Annotated in this window: 8 protein-coding genes; 5 read left to right on the forward strand and 3 right to left on the reverse strand. The window is 52.7% G+C overall.

Going from position 1 to position 24,047, the window contains the following annotated elements; genetic code table 11:
• Positions 1-226: 226 nt before the first annotated feature.
• Together Q0482_RS09255 and Q0482_RS09260 are read right to left on the reverse strand one after the other, a co-directional pair.
• Entirely contained in the window at positions 227-1,063 is an 837-nt protein-coding gene (locus Q0482_RS09255) for a TIGR02452 family protein (protein ID WP_299145699.1), read from the reverse strand.
• A 231-nt stretch (positions 1,064-1,294) separates the two neighbouring features.
• Entirely contained in the window at positions 1,295-1,753 is a 459-nt protein-coding gene (locus Q0482_RS09260) for a hypothetical protein (RefSeq protein ID WP_299145701.1), read from the reverse strand.
• A gap of 602 nt (positions 1,754-2,355) precedes the next feature.
• Here Q0482_RS09260 and Q0482_RS10050 point away from each other — a divergent pair.
• The 5 genes from Q0482_RS10050 (at position 2,356) to Q0482_RS09280 (ending at position 20,352) form a co-directional block, all read left to right on the forward strand.
• A complete protein-coding gene (locus Q0482_RS10050; RefSeq protein ID WP_366517997.1) occupies positions 2,356-2,535 on the forward strand; it encodes an ESPR domain-containing protein in 180 nt (59 codons plus the stop codon).
• A 121-nt stretch (positions 2,536-2,656) separates the two neighbouring features.
• Positions 2,657-4,312 (forward strand): ShlB/FhaC/HecB family hemolysin secretion/activation protein, encoded by a 1,656-nt coding sequence (locus Q0482_RS09265; RefSeq protein ID WP_299145703.1) that lies wholly within the window; start codon positions 2,657-2,659, stop codon positions 4,310-4,312.
• 62 nt (positions 4,313-4,374) lie between these two features.
• Positions 4,375-16,071: a filamentous hemagglutinin N-terminal domain-containing protein gene (locus Q0482_RS09270; RefSeq protein WP_299145705.1), complete on the forward strand. Its 11,697-nt coding sequence runs from the start codon at positions 4,375-4,377 to the stop codon at positions 16,069-16,071.
• 1,374 nt (positions 16,072-17,445) lie between these two features.
• Positions 17,446-17,850, forward strand: a complete 405-nt coding sequence (locus Q0482_RS09275; RefSeq protein ID WP_299145707.1) for a PAS domain S-box protein — start codon at positions 17,446-17,448, stop codon at positions 17,848-17,850.
• A 6-nt stretch (positions 17,851-17,856) separates the two neighbouring features.
• Positions 17,857-20,352 carry an EAL domain-containing protein gene (locus tag Q0482_RS09280; RefSeq protein ID WP_299145708.1) on the forward strand — a complete coding sequence of 832 codons (2,496 nt, stop codon included), beginning with the start codon at positions 17,857-17,859 and terminating at the stop codon, positions 20,350-20,352.
• Between the two features lie 559 nt (positions 20,353-20,911).
• On the opposite strand, the gene Q0482_RS09285 is transcribed toward Q0482_RS09280, so the two are convergent.
• A complete protein-coding gene (locus Q0482_RS09285; protein ID WP_299145710.1) occupies positions 20,912-23,398 on the reverse strand; it encodes an EAL domain-containing protein in 2,487 nt (828 codons plus the stop codon).
• Positions 23,399-24,047 lie beyond the last annotated feature (649 nt).

Consider the following 24,047-nt stretch of genomic DNA (forward strand, 5'->3'; position numbering starts at 1 on the left):
CAATTCAGCAGAATGGTAAGCAGGGAAATGAAACGCAGGCAAAGCCGCTTTTACCCTTCCGGCAGGCCCCCTTTGGTGCCTGCCGCCACCACCTTTTCCCCGGAGCAGGGGGCACTATGGGCGCTGGGCAGAGAGGCCACATGGGACATTGCCCGAAGGGCAATCCACCACCCTTTGAACCCTCTGAATCTTCTGAATCCTCAGAACCTGCTTGCCGACAGGCCGGTCAAATTGAAGAACCTTTCGCTCTCAGGATGCAGGAAAACCGCTCCCTGAATGCCTCCAGATTTCCCTTATCCCCGGGGCAGTAAATGGCAAAGACGATGTCATCGAAATAAAAGCGATACCCTTCCTCCACCAGCACCTTATAGAAATCAGAAGCCACCTCATCAGCCGGATTCAGGAAGACACCGCAGCCCCAGGCGCCCAGGGTGAGGGTTTTGTAACCCTTTGCCGCCGCCAGGGCAAGGATGTGCCCGATCCGCATTCTCCGACGGGCAGCGATTTCCTCTGTATCTATCCTGCCTGCCGGCCCCCGCAGATCGATGGCCGGCGCCGTGATGACAGCAGTCTTTCGCGGCGGGCCGAAAAGGGAACCGTCGGCCTTTCGGAAGATTTCTACAAAAGGAGAAAGAAGGATATACTCAGAACCGTATATACTTTGCCGCCGCCGGTTCTCCTCATAATAGGCCATTCCCTTTTTGCCTGTAAGGGACGCATAGAGTGTACTCTCCCGGCAGAGAGCCTCTTCCTGGGAAGACGCGCCGTAAAGATACCCGCCGCCGGGGGTAAAGGCGTTGGCAAAATTCAGCACCGCTTCTCCGGGAACATCAAAGGTCTCCCCTTCTGTTACGGAAATACGTCCCTGTCGGACAGGGAAATCACCGGAATCCATCATTACTTTCAATGCCTCCAGCGCTTCCATTTCATAGATTTCTGCCTGATGAAGAAGGAATAGGGGATGGGAAAAAGGAAAAATCTTTCCCGCTGTCTCATAGCATCCGTTCTGGATGATTTTTTCATTTTCTTTGGCAATCTCTGCATTGCGTATTCTTGTATTCATGGTGTTCCTTTGAGGGATAGACGAAGACTGGCAGACGGTTAGACATCAGACTGTCAGACGTTAGATGGCAGATGGTAATGACAGACAACAGGGGACCTTACTGCCTTGTGCTGATAAATACTGAAGAGGCGTGAAGCGGCTTACATACTCATCGCCGCGGTAGCGGCGATACCACCACCCTCTGAACCCTTTGAACCTTCTGAACCCTCTGAACCCGGGGCCGCAAGACCCCTATTCAATCCAATCCTTATATTTTTCCAAAAGCTTGCTGCAGGCCATTTCGCTGGCGTGATAGGCGTCCTCAAAGGAAGCACCCTTATAGGGGTTCACAATGCCGCCGTCGCAGCCGGCGTAGGTGGAGAGAAGGGAAATCTTACTGTCCACGTCACCGCCCATGGTATTGAAAAGGCGGGGATCCTGGGGATTATCCATGAGGAAGATGTAGTTGAACCGGTCATAAGTGCTCCACTCCACCGGCAGAGGCTTCTTATTGGTGAAAGGGATGCCGTGAAGAGCCAGTACATCCCGACCCTCCTGGCAAAGCGGCGCCCCTTCCTTCTCGAAGCGGGCGGAGGACACATAAATCTTTTCCGAAAGCCCGGCCTTCTGCACCAGATGCTTCATAATAAACTCAGCCATCGGCGGTTCGCCGCTTCCGGTATGGGAAATAAACAGAAGCTTAATCATCATGACTATACACCTTCCTATTCCTACCACAGGGGATATTTATCTCTATTATACCTTTTTTTCGTAAAAAGCCGGTAAAGAAATAAAGCCCCCTCCCGCCGCAGGCGCGGCGATACGGTTTTCCTTCCGCAAAGCGGCAGTCCACCACCCTCTGAACCCGGGGCCGCCCTGCGGCCCCTCCTGCTATAGATAAAATAATATAACGTTAATAAAAAAGTTGTATAATGTCAACCTGTGGGCCCGGTCATTTTTTTATGCAGAATATATAAAAAACAAAATGTTGTACAAAGCCACATAATATCGTATTTTTATAAATAATTCATTATTTAAGATAATAAAAGACATGCGGGGCCGGTTGAAAATCGGGGGGTGGTAAAACGGAGCGTCATTGCATATACAAGCGGGAACATCTAGAGTAATATGAAATATATATCTATAATCAGCAGTAAGGGAGGGACTTTGAAGCACGGCAGGCTGGCAGGATGCATGGGGTGTTTCAAAAAAATTTCCGCAGTCCGGAGATTTGATTTTTTAAAACCGGAAGCGGAAGGGGATCAGTGCGTTGATTATTGCCAACGGGAACCTGCCGTTTTCACGGGAAAATAATGAATCGTATCTATAAAGTTATTTTCAATAGATCCCTGGGACTGTACCAGGTCGTTTCTGAAATTGCAAGGAACCATGGAAGAGCTTCTTCCCGCGCAGAGCGTGGCAGGAAGTCTCTTGTGGTTCCTTTTGTTTTGTCCTCTCTTCCGGGGCTCACCGTCAGTGCTTTGGCGGAATAAACGGGGACAGGAAATTCTGCTGCTGAAGACGGGTTATCCGGCGCTGCTACGGTTCGTGTCCCCGTTACAGGGAAGCGGCACGGAAAAAATGAAAATGGAGAAGGGTTACTATATGAAGCGAATGAACAGTGATAAAAAGAATAGGACAATGGGCCTGGCCCTGGCTTTCCTGCTGGCCCTGCCGCTGGCGGCAGAAGCGGCGCCGGAGCCGTCCACCATCGATGTAAAAGGCCTGCCGGACTCCGGCAGTATCCTCAATGAACTGGAGCCGGAGCGCCGCATCACGCCGTGGCAGGCAAAGCCGGAAATCGACACGAAGGTTCCTGCTGTAGAGCAGGGGAGCCGGGATCTCAAGGCTCACATCGACCGGCTGGAGTATCTCTGCGACGAACTTGATGTGAAAGCGATTTTAAAAGACGAAATGCAGCCCTGCCTGGGCAGGGAAATGGACTTTGCCGCCATGCAGGACGTTGCCCGGAAGGTCACGGAGAGTCTGCGCCGCCATGGCTATATGACCGCCGTGGCTTATGTACCGGCGCAGGATATTTCCGACAATACCCTGAAAATCAAGGTCATTATCGGCCGCATCGGCGATTTGCGGATAGACAATACCTCTTCCCTCATGGATGACCGGCTGCTTTCCTATATCAAAAATATCCGTCCCGGCCATCTCATCAAGTCACAGCCCCTGGAGAAGACGCTGCTGACACTGAATGATATTCCGGGCATCAAGGTCACCGCCTCCATGCAGCCGGGCAGACGCCATGGTTCGGCTGATCTTCTGCTCAAGGTTTTTGACCTGGAACGGCAGGGGGGCTACCTGTCCTACGACAGCTACGGCAGCAAATCCACGGGGCGCAACCGCTTCGGCATGGAATACCACTACAACAACCTGACGAAGGTGGGCGACCGGATTTCGCTGTCCGGCATGACGAGCACCCACGACCTTCACAATTTCCAGATGAGCTACAGCGTGCCGGTAGGAAACGACGGCGCCAGCCTGCACCTGACCGCAGGCCATATGAACTACGAGCTTGGCGGGCAGTATGACTACCTTGACGCCGACGGTCTCATGAATACCTACGAGCTTGGCATTTCCGTTCCCATGCGCCGTACCTACAGGGAGTCCCATTTCTACTCCATCAACCTGCGCCATCGCGACATCCACGACTACATCCTGTCCGGGGCCTACGGCACGGAGAAAACATCCGACAGCATGGAAGGCGATATTTATGGCTATTACCGGGATGACCTCAATTCGTTCTCCTACACCCTGGGCCATGTGGCCGGCAATCTGCACATAAAGCGCAATGATTATTCCGCACCTGACGCCGTCGGCAATTATCATAAGTCCCTGGCGAATTTTTACTACATCCATGAAATAGACCCCAGCTGGCAGCTGCACGTCTCCATGAGCGGCCAGTATGGCTGGACGCCGCTGGATTCCTCCGAGCAGTTCTACATCAGCGGCCCTGACGCTGTCCGTGCCTTCCCGCAGGGGGAAGCAGGCGGCAGGAGCGGCCTTTTGGGCACCCTGGAGCTGCGCCGCATGCTCGGCAGTTCAGGCCTCACAGCCACAGCCTTTGTGGATGCGGGACGCATCATGGACGATGAGACGAATGATCTTGCCGGCGCAGGCCTGGGCCTCATCTACCAGAAGTCGCGGGACTGGTACGGTAAATTAGACTGGTCCGCGCCTCTTGGAAGCCATTACTCCGAGAGCCTTGGCAGGAATGTTCACAATACGGTATGGCTGCGGCTTGTCAAACAGTTCTGATAGCACTTTCATCCAAAGGAATACAGAAATAGCAAGGATAGGAAATAGATAGCGAGGCAGCAATGATGAAAAAGCAGGATATAAAAAAATTGCAGCGCATGATTGCCCTGACCTTATCACTGGTGGGCGGTCTTTATCCCATGGCATGGGCAGCACCTGATGTGAACGCTTTGCCGACCGATGAGAAGGATATAACTCATGCGGCGGTTGCAAGTGATACAGCAAAGCATGTCATGACCATCACACAGGAAAAAGGGCAGCGCAAGGCTTTTATCAGCTGGGGCACCTTCGACATCGGCAGGGACGCCACGGTCAATATCAAGCAGTACAGCGGAGCTGACCTGCTCGTCAATGCCGTGCGCGGCAACAAGATGTCTGAAATCGCCGGCAAGCTCAATGCCACAGGCAACGTGGCCCTCATTAACCCGAACGGCGTCATCTTCATGAACGGTGCACAGGTCAATGTGGGAGGCCTTGGTGTCTATGCCACCGGCTACGATGCGACGAATAAACAATTCCTCGCCAGTGGCGGCAAAGAAGGAAAAATTGAAATCCAGAGCGGTGCGGTTATCAATGCCGGTGTCAAAGCGGTGCTGGCAAACCTGCAGTCGCTCAATATTGATCCCAAGGACTATGCCATCGCCATTGACACCACCGGGGAAGACGGCTATACCAACCGCATCCATCTTGTGGCTGATGGCAATGTAGAAATCCAAACCGGTTCCACACTCACCGCCAAGGATTATACCTATATCGGCACCAACGCTTCCGTTGGCGCTGAGGGCTTCAATGTGGGCGTCGGTGCTTCCGGCATGAGCGGCAAGATCTACATCCGCTCCGACCGCGATGCCGACGACTACGGCAGTGTCATCATCACGCACGGCGAGAACAGCAGCAAGCCCGTCATGCAGAGCGCTGGCGGCGTCAGCATCTACACCAATGCAGACCAGGTTGATGGCGATAGTACGAAACCGGGGGTCAATGCTGCTGTCAGCCGCACGGAATCCGGCGATGGCGCCACGGTGACATACTACACCAAGCACGACTACAAGAATATTCCGACCTTTGACATCGATGGCTCTGCCTATACAGACGGCACCAGTGTGTCCGTAGACGGCCCGGGCATAACGGCCGATCAGCTGAGCAATGAAGAAAATGCCAAGAATAAAATCAGCACGTCCTATGGGGGCAATGGCGGGACAACCGTTACGACCTCCCTCCTGGTCAACAATATCGACCAGCTGCAGGACATTGAAGATGAAAATACAGGCAATCTTGACGGCCGCTATGTGCCGGGCCGTGATATCAACGCCACGGACGATGAACACTCCTATATCGATGACGGCGTTCTCTACACGAAGAATTCGGACGGCAGCGTGAAAAAGTGGTCTACCGCAGACGGCGTAGAGATTACCGGCACCAAGGCGGACAACAATCTGTCAAAGACCGTCAACGGCACCACCATTGGCTATTCGAAGGATGAGAATAAAGCGACCACCGCACTGACTGATGGTACCACTCTCTCCAACAGCAATGGCACAGTGGGCGCAGAGAATACGCAGTGGAGCACGACAAAGGACACGTCGACTGTCACCGACAAAACGGCGGGCAGCACGTATACCATCCAGTCAGACAAGAAGAGTGTCGTCGATCAAGACGGACGGACTTCCAACACGGCGGCAAAGACTGTTACAGACAAGGATAATACCTATACCGCCGACATCGGCGGGCATACCGTCACCCATACAAGCGATAACAGTGTCACCAACACCAATTCCAACACTGTCACCAAAGCGGCAGGCACGTCGGATGTTGGATATACCGCCACGATTACCGATGGTACGGACACTGCCGCAGGCACATCCGGCACCATTGCGATCAATGACATCACCTATCAGGTGACGAATGGCAGTGTCGGGGATACGGTCACCTATAAGAGCAGCTCCGTCACCACCGGTACAAAGACCGTCACGACAAATGGCGTTTCCACGAACGTTGCTCAGGATGGGACAGGTACAAATAGTGTCAAAAAGGGAACCATCGCAGGCGATACAATCACCGTAAACGGGACAACCACGACTGTCAACAATGAAACGACATCCTATCAGATTACCACTAATAATGATGTTGTTACTTATACAAATACGAAGGGGACAAGTGCGTCGATTTCGGGAACAAAGGTTACCACAGGCGAAGTGTCGGCTGATACCGGCACAGGCACCGTTGCAAAAGGGGATACCACTGCGGTCATCACAAGTGATACGGCCGGCAGGGTCACATACAATGGCCGGGACTATGCGGTTGCTGATGACACAGTAACCACGACAGACAGTAAAACAGGGAAGCCCATCATAGTTACCGGTGAGGACGCAGAGAACGTTCTTGGCATTTTTTCTAGTGCAAAGACGGATTTGTCAAATGCGAAGAGCATTTACAGCAGCTACCTGACAGACGCTGCCAAAGCGCAAAACCTGACCGGTAAGCTGGATGCAGCCATCAAGATGCTGAATGAGGTAACGGAAAAATCTACCGCAGCTGAAACAGTGCTGAAAAATTTTGGCAATGCAGCCGTACAGCTAAAGAATGACACCCCTTTGTTCAGCACAGCAAAGGCTGCCCTGAATAATGCAACCACAGCCCTGGAGCAGTACAATGCCCTGCAGCAGGCAATCAGCAGCAACACGAAATTGGAACCAACCCTCAAGCAGGCTTACGATGAATTCCAGAGCACGCACCTTGACGATACAGAAATCAAAAACATCCACTCGGACAAGTGGAATGACGGCAAGGGATTCGATCCCATCGGCGACATCACGAAGCCCTTTACCGGCACCATCGATGGCTTCAGCGGTGAGAAGACCTTTGGCATCAGCAACCTCACAATCAACCGCCGCGATGAAGACAATGTGGGTCTGGTCGGTGTAGCAGATAAGTCTAGCAATCACTCTGCCGAATTTGTGAACCTTTATCTCGGTGGTGTTTCTATCACAGGCAAAAACAATGTCGGCGCAATGGCCGGTACACTGAAGAACGGTTCCCATATCAGCTGGTCCAATGCATCCGGCACCGTGACCGGCACGGGTGAGAGTATCGGCGGCCTTGTCGGCCTCGTTGACAACAGCTCCATGTGGGATGTTTCCAATAGTGCGACAGTCAAAGGCGGAACAAAAGCCGGCGGCATTGCCGGAACGCTCCGGAATAACAGCACCATCACCGATGTGCGCAACTTCGGCGACATCTCCGGTACCGAAGATGTGGGCGGCATTGCAGGCTATGTGGAGAACGGCACCATCACCGGCTCGGGAAGCGCCATCTACAACTATGCCAATACCTACAACACCGGCAAGGTGACAGGTACGACCGATACCGGCGGCATCGTGGGCCATGCCAAAGGCATCTACATGTACGGCGTGTTCAACACCAATGAGGATACCCCGCTGTCCAAGACGAGCCAGCTGATTATTGATGATGATAACAAAATGATTTCGCGCGGCAATGGCACGACAAGTGAGGCCGGGACAAGCATCACGGCCGAGGGCCTGCAGAGCAACTACGGCAGAGTCACCGGCGTCACCAATACCGGCGGCCTTGTGGGCTATCTGGAAGACGCACCGGATTTCAAAAAGACAGTCACCAATATCAATATCAGCTCGACCACGACGACGGATGCTGACGGGAAGACCACCAAAGAAGCGGTCAAAGATGCCCCCATCACGAACAATGTCATCGATACCAGCTACAATGCCGGCAATATCAAAGGTACAGGCGATAACACCGGCGGCCTTGTGGGCCAGATGACAGGCGGCACGCTGTCAAACGTTTACAATGCCGATAATAATACGGTGCTCCGTGAGCAGGGTACGATACCCGATGCTGTAAAGAATGCCAAGATAGAAGATACCAGTGACCATTCCAAAATCTATGCTTACAACAGCACTGCAAAGGTGTCGGACAGTAATCAGGATTTGACACAGTATTACAGCTTCTTCACCGTAGATGACAGCGGCAGTCGCACCTATTATTATTTCCTTCCTGTGAAGACGACAAGCGGCACCACTCAGAAGGGCGCCGGCGGCATCTATGTCACCGCAGATGGCAAGGCAGCCGAATCACTGCCATCTACGAAAGAGCGCTATTACTTTAACCGTACATTCAACAAAGACGCCAATGTCACCGGCACGGGCAAGAATACCGGCGGCCTTGTGGGCAGCATGACAACCACATCTGGAACGACGGCTGTGAAATACAGCGCCGGCTCCGTCATCGATTCGGCCTACAACGCCGGCAGGATAACAGGCAGTTCGACGGATACGATAACGACAGGTGGATTAGTTGGTTCAAAAGACGATGCATCCCTCATCAAGGACAGTTTCTATGTTACGGGGAAAGACGCAGCCAATGGCAATACGTATTCGAATGTCAGCACAGCTGTGGGCACCTCGAGCGCGCAGGACAAAAATATTGTAAATACCGATGCCCTGGACGTCACAGGTTCCAAGAAGAAATACTATGTCAGCCATGACAGCACGCGCACGAATTTCCCCGGCGTCCAGCAGAAGACCGATACCGATAAGGATTCGTCCACCATATATTACGAATACACCAGCGGTACGAATGGCTCATTCTACACCGATGGTACGGGCTCTATCGACAGTATTAACAAAATCTATCCGATTAAGACGGAAGAGACGAAGGATTCCGCTACGGGCAAGACTACCTATACATCCAGCCGTTCCAAAACAGCAGCCTATACCAAACAGGCCGATGGAACATTCCAAGATATTAGTGGGAATACTTACACAGCCACCTATGACACCGCAACGCGGCAGATTGTCCTGACGCCGGTGAGCGGTTCGTCAAGTACGGCTGCGACAGTGGTACTCAATGCGGTCCTGGCAGCCCGCACGGCCAATGAGACCTGGACCATTTACGAAGACCAGACGCGTCCGCTCCTCACGGCTTTCCTGAACAAGGCGTCCCTGAGCCGCAATTTCAGCTACGACGGCACCACCCACAACCTCAAGACCGACGATGTGGCAAACCTCTACGGCCGTGCCGACTTCGACGGTGACGCCGGCAAGGATGTGCAGCTGTCCAACTACCAGCTTTCCAGCAACGGTGTCTCCAGCGAGTACACCTACGACAACACCTCCATCTGGTCGCCGCAGCACGGCTATTTCATGGACCCCGAATCCACGCTGGTCATCAATCCGGTGAACATGAGCGCCAACCTCTACGGCACCCGTGTCTACGGCGATATCTTCAACACCCGCGGCTACTATGTCTGCGTGCCGTATACAGCAGACGGCAAGAAACAGTATTCCTTCTACAAGCCGGTAGATGATAGCGGCAAAGAAGGGTATACGCTTCTTAAAGATACTGATACCGATAAGGCGTTGACAGATTTCTTTGGCAAATATGAGCAAACGGAAGATGGCTTGTTGAAGCTTGCAGAGGAAAAAGGCTTCTACGTCCTGGAACTCAACGGTTTCATCAATGGCGAAGGGGTCAACAATCTTGGCAATCTGATTACGGGACTGGTGTCCACTTTGTCAAACTCCAACTCCACAACCACGACGTCCGGCAGCAATCTGCAGCACCTCTTCAGCAGCGTCACCGCCGATACCTATCTGGACGCAGGCATCTACAATGTTACGAATGCCCAGATCACCGGCCTCACCGCGACAAACCAGAACTACACCATCAACTACGGCGGCACGCTGACCGTCAAGCAGGCCGAGCTTTACTACACCTACGACGGCAGTCGTGAGTACGGCGCGCAGAATAAAGACGGTGAGCATACCTACACCCTGGTAGGCGTCGATTCCGATACGCCTGATAACGGCAAGTATACCAGCACCCATGGCTTCCTGAAGAGCTGGAACCTCACCGACAAGACCATCACCATCAAGAATGATGACGGTACAGAGACGACTATAGCCAATCCGTATGTGAATTTCTTCAAACAGAATGGAGATACCTACGAGATCAATCAGGACAATATCGGCGTTACAGGCTACACGGCAGAGAATACGACTACAACCACCGACGTCACAACAGGGAAGAGCACCACAGAGACATCAAAGGATGACACGAAATCTGCTTCCCTGGATGATATCTATACGCATATGACGGGTACCGTCAGTGAAATGAGCATCAATAAGCCCGGCGCAGACAGCACGACCACTTCCAAAGTCATCGGCAGCTACGATGGTGGTGCGGTAAACGACGGCATGTACACCCATGTTCTGGTCGACAAAGACGGCAACCCCATCGGCTACAAGGTGACTTCCTTTGCTTCCAGTAATAAGGACGCAGACGGCACCATCCAGCTTTACTTCAAGACGGCTTCTGATACCAAAACAGATGCCGACAAAAACATGCAGGCCGCCGTGGACAAGTTCAACCGGAACTACAAGCTGGTCTGGAAAGAAGGCGGCACATACGACAAAGCATATACCATTGGTAATCCGAAGGGCTCAACGGACGCCAAAGATGCCGGCATCAAGACGGAGACAAACGGTCTGACCGTCAAAGACAGCACTTTTACCATCCTGCCTAAGACCGCCACCGTCACGATTACGGGCCACCGCCAGTATGGCGACACGATGAGTACGAAATCGGATACTCCGTATTCGACTACTGTCGGCAATATAACTGCCGGCTTGAGCAATGAGGCTAAAGAGTACAATATCAACATTGATGGCCTGGCGAACAGTGACACGACGGATATCCTGGATAAGGGTAAGACGACGACGTTATTGGAGAAAATCGATCAGGCAGGTGGAAATGCTGCTGATGCAGCAGCGCAGATCAACAAATATACGAATGTCAGGCGTGATGCTACTGGGGCGGCTGAAGCCCAGAATATCAATGATTTTACGAAGAGTAAAGTCTCTGTCGTAAATGATGTCGTGACAGACAACAAGGCGACGAATCAGATGAAAGTCAAGTCAACCACGACAGGTGAGGGCGACAAAGCAACAACGACATACGACAATCCTGATTCCATCCTCACGTCCAACAACTACGACTACATCCTGCAGGACGGCACCCATCAGCTCAAGATCACGCCGGTGGACATCCATGTCAAGGTTGAGGGCAGCAAGACCTACGGCGACTTCACCTCCCAGGCGGCCACCGACTATACGGCCAGTGTCTCGGGCGGCGTGACATTTGATGGGCAGAAGACCGGCAAGGTTACACTGAAGACCGGCGAGGTGGCGGATGTCGTCATTGCCAACAAGCTGGATGAGAAGAGCAATGCTGATACATATAAGAATAAGTATACGTATTCTTCGTCCAACCCAGCCAATACAAAAGGTGTCTTCACGATTTCGCTGAGTAATGATTCAGTGGAAAACGCCAATCAGAAGGAATATGTCGCAGACAACTACGACCTTTCCTTTGATACGACCTATACCATAGAAAAGGCAGACCTCTATTACACTTATGATGGAGAACGCAGCTATGGTGCGGACAATTCTTCCGGAACACATAGGTATACGTTAGTCGGCATTGATTCGGATTCCAGTACAAGAACGGTTCAAGGCTATCTGAAATCATGGGATACTGATGTTTTGAAGTCAACTGCAGACAGAACGTTGGATAACAATCGTCTGCAAGTAACGAATGCAAATTATGGCATGACCGCTAGAGCTGTCCAGGAGGCCGATACCGATAACGCTGTTAAGGCAGGAAATGTCACGTCACCGACAGAAATTCGTTCCATCGGCAATGATAAAGAAAATGGATATTCGCATGTTATCGTCGATAGTAATGGAACGATTCTCTCTTACACAGTGGATAGTCTGGATAGACAGCTGGCTGGTACGTCGGATAGCACGTTGGCAAAGAATTATAATCTCATCTGGAAAAAGGCGGGCAGTTATAATGTGGCTGCACAGGAGCGTACATCAAGTGATGCACCAATCCAACAGGGAAAACAGGATATTGCTGTCCAAAACAGTTCATATCGGATTGACCCGTTGGAACTGACAGTCAGTGTTACAGGACAGCGTAATTATGGCAATACCATGAGCACAAAGTATACAACAGATGGGACGAGTGAACCCGGTCAGTATCATATTACTGCGGAAGGGCTTGCTTTGGGAGATTCTTTGTCGGATATCCTCAAGCCATCATATGTAGAGAAAATGCTTTCCTCTATCGAAAATGGCACACCAAAAGGAAAAGACGCGCCTACGCATGAGAACAGCAATGGCGAGACTGGCAGAATCAGCAAGTACACCGATGTCAAGCGCAATGCAGATGACAAGTCGAAAATCGACAGCTACAGCCTCAACGTCGGCAGCAAGGACACCGGCAGCACTATCACACTGGCTTCTGATGTCACGGCAAAAAATGGAGATAAGGTTACTTCCTTCAAGCATGCCGACAGCAAGAAGCCTGGCTTCAATGTGCTGGACGACAACAACTACGATTATGTCATCATCGATGGCAAGCATACGCTGACCATCAACCCTGTCGACCTGACTGTCGATGTCAAAGGCGAGAGCACCTATGGTAAGGCGGGGACTACGTATACGGTTACAGATAACAAGGGGGTCAAGAATAACGAGCGGCCGACTGTCGGTGACGTTACAAAGTCGCATATTGGAGATAAGTCGGCTGCTGGCAGTTATACGACGATCTGGCAGGATAAGACCGGCGCAGGCAAATCGTCGGCAGCGGATGGTGTCAAAGGCAAGTACCTGACCACCGCCGAGCGCCGTTCCGATAATGCTGATGATTTCGCTGGAAAAGAGACTGATGACGGCATCCGCACAGTCCAGCTCAAAGCGGGCAAGAATACAGATGGCAGCGGTCTTTCCACCTTCAACTCCAACAACTACAATATCACCTACCGCACGACGCAGGTCGTCAATCCCGAGAAGCTCACTGTCACCATCGATGGCACGAAGGTCTATGGCAGTCAGCCGACTGTCCTGACTCCGGGCAATATGAAGATGAAGATCACGTCTGGCAAACTGGCCGATGGCGACAGCCTTGCGGGCCTGACCATAGGGAATAATATGGGACAGCTCACCGATGTCGGTACCTATTACCACAACTGGTCGATGTATGCGGGCGGCAATATTCCTGCGGAAATCTATACCTATAAGGATGTGGATGGGCAGACTCATATCGGTGATTCGACGGCGAATTCCGGGATTACTGGCGTGAGAGCTACTGATCCGACGACATTCGATTTTAATAACTACGATGTCGATTTCCAGTCGACCTATGAAGTTACGAAGCGTCTGCTCAAGCTTGATGTTACGAGCACTTCGGTTTATGGCGATACAGGCTATACCTATATGGCTACAACTTTGACGCCGACGGGCAGTACAGAAGAGGGACTGGTCAAAGGCCAGAAGTTCAAACCAACGGATATTAAGGTGTCGGATGATATCAATGAAAAGACGGATGCCGGCACGTATGACATCAAGGCAGTATCGGCGGACAGTCTCAAGGATGCGGGCAATACCGGATTCAAGAGCAGCAACTATGCTATCAGCCTGAACAAGGGCACGCATACGGTCGAGAAGCGCACGGTCCGCGCGACGGTTTCCGGCTCGCAGGTCTACGGCGAAAAAGCTCCGACAAAGGGAGAGGCATACGATATCGCCTTTGAGATAGCGGGCGGCACGGGTGTCAATGCACACGAAGGTCTTGTCAATAATCAGACCATCGCCAACAGTCAGGTCACGGTGAATAACTCCGTCGGCGTGACGAATGATGTCGGCACCTATACGACATCGCAGTCGGGCGTCGGCGCGTCGATTGCCTATGGCAAGAATCCGGAAAGCGTCGGTGGTCAAAATCAGGGTATCGACGGCATCGCGGTGTCGGACGGTACTGGTGATAATGCCTTTCTGAACAAGAACTACAACATTGTCCTGAAACAGGGCAGCTATGAAGTCACAAAGCGTCCTGTCACGTTCTTGACGACGGGTAGCCGCACATATGGTGAGGGGAATGATACAGTCACGGATTATGCTGTGCAGACGAATATTGCTGACAGAGAGGGCCTGACCGGCCGCAATGCCAATACCGTCACAGCAAATATGGTAACTGTTGTCAATCATACTGAACGCTTGACCGATGCTGGCACCTATGGCACAGCGTCGGATTCGGCTAAGCAAGTGCTGGATATCGATGAGTCAGTGCAGAAAATCCTTGGCGATGACTACAAGAACTACGCGATTACCTATCAGGATAATTTCACCATCAATCCGCGCACGGTGCGTGTCACAATCGACGGGGCATCCACCTACGGCGATGCGGCGCGGGCGGCTGGCAAGGACTTCCAGACGATTGCCTTTGAAAAGGCCGGTGCGGATGGCGTAGAAGGTCTTGTCGGCGGGCAGACTATCGACAAGAGCCAGGTCACAGTCCAGACCAAAGGCATTGGCGAAACGACCGATGCCGACACCTACCATCTGTCGCAGGAGGAGGGCAAGCCAGGCATCAGCGGCATTGCGGTTACGGATGGCAATGGCTTCAAGAACAATAACTATCATATTGTCATCGAGGATGGCAGTACCTATACCATCAAACCGCGTGACCTGAAAATCACAATTGAGGGCAGGAAAACGTATGGCGATCCGACTAGCTTGATCGGCAAGGATTATACCGTCTCGCAGTCGGGGCTCCAGAACAATGAGACGATTGACTTTGGCAGTGCCACTGTCGTGCACAGCGAAGAGACGAATGACCGCTTCAGCAATGCAGGAACATACCTCTCCAGTGATGGCAAGGGCATCCTTGGCTTTGATGACAGCACCCTGCATGGCGCTGGCTTCAAGCTTGGCAATTACAAACTGAGCTACGACACGGAATATGTCATCGACAAGCGTCCTGTTGACGTCTACATGGAGAGCCGCCGCATGTCGGGCTCGCCGAGTGCGATGCGTATGGATGACCCCATGCGGATGAGCAATGTGCCTCAGGAGCATCAGGGCCGTTTCCTCTCAGATATGCAGGTCATCGACACCGCTCCGCAGGTCATTGCAGCCGGCGACTACCCGGGCTTTGACGGCAGGGGCTATCTGGATTTGCGTTTTGCGGGAGACATCTATCGCAACTACGATATTCACCGTCATACAATCTACCACATCCTGCCGGACCGCATGATGAAGCCAAGCGTGTACCATGCCCTGCAGCCGGTGCGCCGCCCGATTCTTGATGTCATGTACTTCAAGGTGGACGGCAGCGAAGGCATTAACCGCTGGGCCGGTACGGAGAAGCCTTCCGATGAGGGGGCAGTCATCCTCAATAAGGATGTGACGAAAAGCATTGCAGCGGCGCCGGACATGACAAAGAAATCGGACTTGCCCGTGGAGTCTGGGCAGGAACTTCTGAAGGAAGAAGTTGCCCAAGCTGTGCCGGTGGTCTATACGGATGGTAGGAAACAGGATATTCGCGGCCGTTATCATATTGCCTATGAAAAGGATCATGTCGTAGTTTCTCCTACTTCAGACGCCGTCTCGGTTCCCTCGTTGAAGGAGGAGCCTGTCAATCAGGAAAACCGCAAGGTCATGCGCGTTCCCTATGAGGGCGGTGAAGGCGAGTACCATGTGGCCTATGCCAATGGCATCGTGCAGGTTTATCCGCTGAACGAAAGGGCTTATCGCCTTGTACAGGCTAAAGGCAAAGACGAACAGTTTCTGCTGCAGAACAGTCTCACCTCAGCGGTACGAGAACTGGGCGCTTCGCTGGAGGATATTGACGTAGTCTACATCTACACAAAGTAGCAGCCCTATCCTTCGCCATAGTCTCATGACGGTGCTTACCATTCCGGCGGCTCCCCCTTTGGTGGCTGGCGCCACCACCTTTCCCCAAAGGGAAGCATGTCACTGGATTCTCAGTCGCCTTCGGCTCCCTACAGCACGGCTATCACCGACTCACGATAATTTGCGCGTCGCTTTGCTCCTACAAATTATGTTCGCTGGTGTGACTCCAGTTCCTTTGCCACCCCGCAAGCGGGGGCACAACAACCCGCTTGAAACATAACGAAGCTTATGAGAAAAAGAGAAAGCGTAGAGAGGCTTATTCTGCCCCCTGAATAGGGGTGGCAAGCGAACGAAATTTGTAGGGAGCCGTAGGCGACTGAAAATTTCGTGAGACGCTTCCCTTTGGGTAAGTCCGGCGCAGCCGGATAGGGGGTGGCCACGATAGTGGCCAATTTCGCAGGATGGTTAGCGGAGGATTGACGGGCAAAGCAGGCCGCCTTTCGGCGGTCAGGATAATCGTGGAGTATCATCTCTATGCTCCACCCCGTACACCCTATGGCCCCTCAAGGGGCAACAAGGGATTGCGACAGGAATAATGAAGAGTCATGGGTGGTGATTGGCATTCCGGCGGTTCCCCCCTTTGGTGGCTGGCGCCACCACCTTTCCCCCGCAAGCGGGGGCACAACAACCCGCTTGAAACATAACGAAGCTTATGAGAAAAAGAGAAAGCGTAGAGGCTTATTCTGCCCCCTGAATAGGGGGAAGTCCCGCGAAGCCGGATAGGGGGTGGCCACCGCAGGTGGCCAATTTCGCAGGATGGTTAGCGGAGAGATGACAGGCAAAGCAGGCCGCCGATTGGCGGTCAGGATAATCGTGGAGTATCATCTCTATGCTCTGCCTCGTACACCCTATGGCCCCTCAAGGGGCAACAAGAGATTGCGGCAGGAAAAATGAAGAATCATGTGTGGTGATTACCATTGCGGCGGTATCCCCTTTTGGTGCCTGCGGCACCACCTTTCCCCCTGTTCAGGGGCACTATGGGTGCGGGGCATTGTGCCACATGATTTTATTGCCGCCAAAGGCGGCAATCCACAACCCTCAGCGGACAAAGGCCGCTGTCAAACCTAAGAACCCTCCAGCCCGAAAGGGCCGGTCAATCCTAAAAACCTTTTTCACAACCTTTCTGCACAGTCTGCGGCGAAGCCGCGTCCTTCTGTGCCCCGGGCCGCGAAGGGGCCTTATGTCTCATATTTCCTGCCTATCATTCCATACAGGCAGGATATGACTCTTTGTTATCGTATAGATTTTTTTATTAGACGGAATTATAATATTAGTATAGACCTTACTACCATGAGTAAATAGACGCTTATAAATTTATGGGGGGGGGTAAACGATATGGATATAGAAATGGCAGATCTGCTCCGTAAGATGGTGGATGAGGCTCCCTTTGGCATGTATGTGCTGGATGTGGAGCGGAAGATTGTTTTCTGGAGTCTGGGAGCAGAGCAGATTACCGGATACACCAGTGAGGAGATGCTGGGAAAGCATTGTTTCAATGGCGGCCTGGATCATATCGATGACACGGGGCTTCATCTGTGTCATGATTTCTGCCCCATGATGGCTACGATTTTTGACGGCCGGTCCCGGGAGCAGGCTGTTTTCCTGCGGAACAGGGCGGGAAAGCGGGTGCCGGTTCTGGTGCACACGGAGCCTCTTTTCAGCGGGGACAAGACCCTGGGAGCCATCGAATATTTCAGAGTTTTACCGGAAAGTGAGTATCCTGTACCGAAGGAGCGGTGATAAATCTTGGCAGGGGTAGATGTGGCAGGCACGCTGCTTTCGCAGTTGACGGAGAACCTGCCTGGCGGGATTCTTATTTACCGCGATGATGGGACGAAGGAAATTTTATATGCCAATCCCTGGCTGATTCGTGTTTTCGGCTGCTCTTCCTTTGAGGATTTCATGGAAACCACCGGCGGTTCTTTCATGTCTCTGGTGCATCCGGAGGACCGGGGCCGGGTGGAGAAGGATATCCGGGATCAGATCGCCGGCAGTCCTGAAAAGCTGGATTTTGTGAATTACCGCATCGTCCGCAGTGACGGTTCTGTGCGGCGGGTGGAGGAGTTCGGCCACCGGGTGTTTGTGCCCGGCGTGGGAGCCATGTTTTATGTGTTCTTCCTGGACAATGACACGAAGTACAAGATTTATGATATTGACTCTTTGACCGGCCTTCCGGGGAAGACGCGGTTCATGCAGCATGCGGCTATGACCATGGCCATGGCGTCCCTGGATCCGAAGTCGCCGCCGCTGGCTTTTCTCTATGTGAATATCCACAATTTCAATTTCTACAATCTGCGAAACGGCAGTGAGAAGGGAAACCAGTTCCTTATCCGGATGGCGGAGGTGCTTCGGAAGCATTTCCCCAACAGTCTGGTGTCCCGTTTCACCGATGACCATTTTGTGGTGCTTTCGTCGCTCCGTTCAGTGGAGGCGCTGATTCCTTCCATTACCGGTCAGATTCATGCGCTTTACGATGCCAGCCATCTGGATGTGAAGTTTGGTATTTACCGGGTGGAGGATCTTCATGTGCCCGTGGAAAGCGCCTGCGGCATGGCCCAGATGGCCTGTGACAGTATCAAGGAGCTGCCTGACCAGCATATCTGCTTCTACACCAGTGAAATGAATGAGAAGAAGCTCCTTAAGAGCTACATCATTAATCATTTTCAGGAAGCTATGGAGAAGCGGTGGCTCCGGGTCTATTTCCAACCGGTCATCCGTACCGTGTCCGGCACCCTGGCCAGTGTGGAAGCCCTGTCCCGGTGGGTGGATCCAAGCCGCGGCATGATTTCACCGGGCCTTTTCATCCCGATTCTGGAGGAAAGCCGGCAGATTAAGAAACTGGATCTCTACGTGCTGGAGGAAGTGTGCCGCCTTTACAGGGATCAGGTGGATCATGGCAAAACGGTGATTCCTACGTCTTTCAACCTGTCCCGCCAGGATTTCTTCCAGGGTTCTATTTATGAAGATGTGGAGGAAATCCGGAAACGGTACCAGGTGCCCCGGGATATGCTTTACGTGGAGGTCACGGAAAGCGCCTTCGTCCATGAAGGAGACATCATCCGCCGGGAAATCGACCGGTTCCGCAAAGCGGGCTATGAGGTGTGGATGGACGATTTCGGCAGCGGCTACTCTTCCCTGAATACACTGAAGGACTACTGCTTCGATGAAATCAAGATCGACATGGCCTTCCTGTCGAAATTTACGGAAAAGTCAAAGGATATTATCAAAGCCATTGTCCGAATGGCCAAGGAAATCGGCACGCACACCCTGGTGGAAGGGGTGGAGACGGAGGAGCAGATGAAGTTTGTCCGTTCCATCGGCTGCGAACTCATCCAGGGCTACTACTATGGAAAACCCATGCCCTTTGCGGAGTTCAAGCATGTTCGAAGAGAAATGGGGTGGAATGTGGAAACGCCGGCCCTGCGCCGTTACTATGGCGTCATCGGCAGCGTGGATTTCCTTACCGATAAAGCCATGGCGGTGGCGGAGTTTACAAGGAACCATCTTCATTACCTCTTTGCCAATGAGGAATTTCTGCGGACCCTGCGGTCTGCCGGTATAGATGACCTTACCCGCTCCGAATCCTATATCAATGGGGCGGCATCACCGGTGAGCAAGAATATCCGGAATTTCATGGAAGACATTGCCATTTCGCACACCGATAAATCCATGACCTATACGGAAAACGGCCAGTATATGAAGCTGGACACCAAGTTCATGGCTGTCAACGGCCCGAATCACCTGGCAGTGCTTTATCTCAACAACATTACCATCAAGGACACGGTCACTACCGGGAAAGCACTGGACTGGGTGACAAGAAATATCTTCTACCTCTACCAGACCGTATCTCTGGTGGATCCTGAAAATAATACGGCCATCCCCCTGGTGAACAATACGCCCTATAGGGAATATTTCTTCCAGCGCCGCGCGGGCATCCATGAAATGGTGTGTCAGTATGCAGCCACCATCATCCATCCCGACGACAGGAAACGGTTCCTGGAATTCAATGACCTTTCCAGCATTCTGGAGAGGGTGAAGAAAGACCCCTTCGGTACCATCATCGGCTGCTTCCGCACCCTGGGCAACGATAAGAAATACCACTGGGACATCCACTCCATCCTGCCGGTGAGAAGGAAAGGAAAGATATACCTCCTCTACACGGTCAGGAATTCGCCGCTGGATGAAAAGGAATTTAGGAAACCCCTCCTGAGGCTCCTCAGCAGCCTTCCCGGCGATACATAAAAGACCCCTGTGAATCCATTCACAGGGGTTTTTGCGTGGGGGGGAGAGGGCCGCGAAATGGAGCGGGGGTGGACGAGGGTAAGAATAGAGATGATAGGCTAAGGGAAAGCAGGCCGCCTTTCGGCGGTCAGGACAAAAATGAGTGCCATGCCGTTGCTCCACCCCGTATACCCTTTGCCACTACGTGGCGTTCCCCTCAAGGGGCAACAAGGGATTGCGGCGGGAAAAAATGAAGAGTCATTGGCGGTGATTACCATTGCGGCGGTTCCCCCCCCTTTGGTGGCTGGCGCCACCACCTTTCCCCAAAGGGAAGCATGTCACTGGATTCTCAGTCGCCTTCGGCTCCCTACGAATCCAGTTCCTTTGCCACCCCGCAAGCGGGGGAACTATGGGCGCGGAGCATTTCTGCCGACAAGCGGCTATATACGCATTGCCCGAAGGGCAATCCACAACCCTCAGCGGACAAAGGCCGCTGTCAAACCTGAGAACCCTCCGGCCCGACAGGCCGGTCAATCCTAAGAACCTTTTTACACAACCTGCGGCGAAGCCGCGGCCCCCTTTATTTATCCATCCACTCCTTGCAGATGGCCAGCATAGGTTCTCTGAAGTCCTTATAGCTCATGAAGGAGAGTTTGTAGGTGTAGAGGAAGGTGTGGAAGCGGGTGTTTGGCACTGTGATGATGGTGTGGACGGACCAGTGGTATTTCCCGTCTTCGCCCAAAGTGCGGAAGACGCTGGTGGCGGTGCCGTAGGGGTCGTTTCTAAGGAGGCGGTAGAGGTGCTTCCTGTCGATGAAGGAGCGGTACCGGGGGAGGTCTTCCGGGTGGATCTGGGTTTCAAAGGCTTTTTCCAGGGCGTGGATGCCCTTTTTCTTTTCCGGCAGGTACTGGCGGAAGGGAGTGCTGGAGATGATGGGGGTGGCGGTATCGTGGGCCAGGTCCAGGACGGTGATGTTCTGGTAGAGGTAGTACAGGTTCCGTAGGATACCGTCCAGATGGTTCACTTCCTGCTGGCCCTGGTTGATGGTGATGTTGGAGAGGTGGACCTGGAAGAGGTGGCGGTCTTCTCCTGCCAGGGTGGAGAGGTGCCGGCCTTCCAGGTTCATGTACCGGTCATTTTTCGGATAGGTAATGGACTGGGCGCTGCCGGAGCGGAGGATGTTGTCAAAGAAGGCGTGGATGTTCTGGGCCAGGGAGGAGTACCTGCTGTTCAGCGCATTTTCCGAATGGTGGGGTGTGGGACTGCCGCCGGAGGCCAGGGCCTGGCGGAATTTATGGTTGGTAAAGAGGTAGCTCAGCTTTCCTTTGTCCAGCTCTATGAGGGCCATGGATTCATCGGTGAGGAAATCCACTTTCCCCAGAGGGTCGTAGTAATTCTTCAAGGCCCGGTCTTCCAGAATCCATCCCCTTTCGCGGACGCAGGTTTCCAGGTCCGAAAGGGGCATGGGCTTCCCGTAGTACCAGCCCTGGATTTTTTCGCAGCCGATGGAGCGGACGAACTGCCGCTGCTCTTCTGTTTCCACCCCTTCCACCAGGGTATGGATACCGATGTCCTTGGCCATGCGTACGGTAGATTTGATAATGTCCTTCGCCTTTTCCGTGAAACTGGAGAGGAAGGCCATGTCGATCTTGATTTCATCGAAATGGTAGTCCTTCAGCACATTCAGGGAGGAGTAGCCGCTGCCGAAGTCGTCCATCCACATTTCATAGCCGGCGTCCCGGAATTTGTCAATCTGGGTGCTGATGCTGACGCCGTCCTTCACGAAGACGCTTTCCGTGATTTCCACGTGAATCATATGATGGGGCACCCGGTATTTCTTCACGATGGCGTCCACTTCTTCAAAAATGGAGCCGCTGTAGAAATCGATGCGGGATAGGTTGAAGGAAATGGGAATCACCGGAAGTCCCTTGTCTACCCGGCTCCGATAGGTACGGCAGATTTCCTCCAGCACATAGAGGTCCAGCTTCTGGATCTGCCGGCTTTCCTCCAGGGCGGGGATGAAATCGGCAGGGGAGAGGAGGCCGTACACCGGGTCAATCCATCGGGAAAGGGCTTCGGCGCTGGCCAGGGTGCCGGAGATAGAACGGATGACGGGCTGCAGGTAGACTTTGATGTACTTCTTGTCCATGGCTTCCTGCAGGTGCTCCATGACGTAACTCTTGATGAAGGCTTTCTTGCCGATTTTTTCGGTGTAGGCCTGCAGATGGAGCTGGTAGGAGTCTTTGATGCTGTCCGCCGCTGTCTTGGCCAGGTCGCAGGCAATTGACGGTTTCATGGAGGCGTCAGCAATGACGTAAAGACCGAATTTCACTGCCAGGTCCACATCCTCCCTGAGGGCCATGATTTTCCGGTAAGCCTTGTCAATCTGCCCTTCTACACCCGCTCTTTTCGTAAGGATGGCGAAATGGTCATCGGAAAAACGGGAGATGAGGGCGCCGGGGAAATAGGACTTCAGAATGTCGGCGGTCTGCTTCAGGAACTCATTGCCCCGCTGACTGGAGTAGAGAAGATTGTACATGCGGAAATTGCGGATATTCATGTACAGCATGACCGTCCGCTTCTGGTCGGGGATGGAAAGAAGAAGGGACGCTTCTTTCAGGAAACGGGTCTGCCCCGGAAGGCCTGTAATGCCGTCGATGTCGTGGAGCACATACCGGGCGTCGCTGTCCAGGAAGAACACGTAAAACACGGGCCCCAGATCCGGTACTTCGATACGGTGGCCGAACTCCTCCACCGTTTTTATTTCTCCGCTTTTTGTAATGATGCGGTAATTGACATAGTCAAACACATCGGAGCCGGAGGAAATCTGCTGCTCGATGTCCTTCTCCACCTTATGGATGTCGTCGGAATGGACCAGTTTCTTAAAGGAACCGCCGGTGGCTTCCATGAAATCGTCCATGTCGTGACAGCCGAATAAACGGATGAGCCAGGCATTGGCATAAAGGATTTCTTCCTTTTCATCTGCTCTATATACAAGAATACCTCCCGGCATGCCGTCCATGGCATGGGCCAGAATGGAAGTATAGCTGGATGACTCTATCGTCATAAAAACTCCTTAATGAATACGGTGAATAAAAATACAGGCAGGTCAGGCTTCTCAAGGCCTGCAGACAATGGAAGGAAATAAAAAGCATACACATGAAATGCAATTCCTTCGCAGATGGTACTATTATAAATGGTTTCGCAAATAAAGGCTACAGGGGTATATATATCATTTTTAGTGAAATATATATTTAAATCATAGTAAATAAAAAGGGGCGGGTAAAAAGGGGCGGGCAGAGAGAAATAAAAAACCAAAGAGGCAGCTGCATAAGATTGTGAATGTATATGCATTCTGTGAGAGGAAGATTAAAGGACTGCCCGCTGTCTGCTTGCCGCTTGCCACTGGGGACGGAGTGTCATGGCGGTGACTGCCATTGAGGCTTTTCCCCCTTTGGTGCCTGCGGCACCACCTTTCCCCCGCACGCGGGGGGAACAACAACCCGCTTGAAACATAACGCAGCTTATGAGATAAAGAGAAAGCGTAGAGAGGCCTATTCTGCCCCCTGAATAGGGGTGGCAAGCGAACTTGGTTCGTAGGGGAGCGAAGCGACCTGAGAACCAAGTGAGACGCTTCCCTTTGGGTAAGTCCCGCGAAGCGGGATAGGGGGGTGCGCCCGGCATGGGTGTAATCTAATGGGTGAAAGTCCCTAGTG

This window comes from uncultured Dialister sp., from assembly GCF_937959425.1.
In the GTDB taxonomy this organism is placed as follows: domain Bacteria; phylum Bacillota; class Negativicutes; order Veillonellales; family Dialisteraceae; genus Dialister.

Excerpts from the sequence above, each read along its gene's own strand:
- Q0482_RS09255 (WP_299145699.1), bottom strand. The coding sequence starts at position 1,063 with ATGAATACAAGAATACGCAATGCAGAGATTGCCAAAGAAAATGAAAAA.
- Q0482_RS09260 (WP_299145701.1), bottom strand. The coding sequence starts at position 1,753 with ATGATGATTAAGCTTCTGTTTATTTCCCATACCGGAAGCGGCGAACCG.
- Q0482_RS09285 (WP_299145710.1), bottom strand. The coding sequence starts at position 23,398 with ATGACGATAGAGTCATCCAGCTATACTTCCATTCTGGCCCATGCCATG.
- Q0482_RS10050 (WP_366517997.1), top strand. The coding sequence starts at position 2,356 with ATGAATCGTATCTATAAAGTTATTTTCAATAGATCCCTGGGACTGTAC.
- Q0482_RS09265 (WP_299145703.1), top strand. The coding sequence starts at position 2,657 with ATGAACAGTGATAAAAAGAATAGGACAATGGGCCTGGCCCTGGCTTTC.
- Q0482_RS09270 (WP_299145705.1), top strand. The coding sequence starts at position 4,375 with ATGATGAAAAAGCAGGATATAAAAAAATTGCAGCGCATGATTGCCCTG.
- Q0482_RS09275 (WP_299145707.1), top strand. The coding sequence starts at position 17,446 with ATGGATATAGAAATGGCAGATCTGCTCCGTAAGATGGTGGATGAGGCT.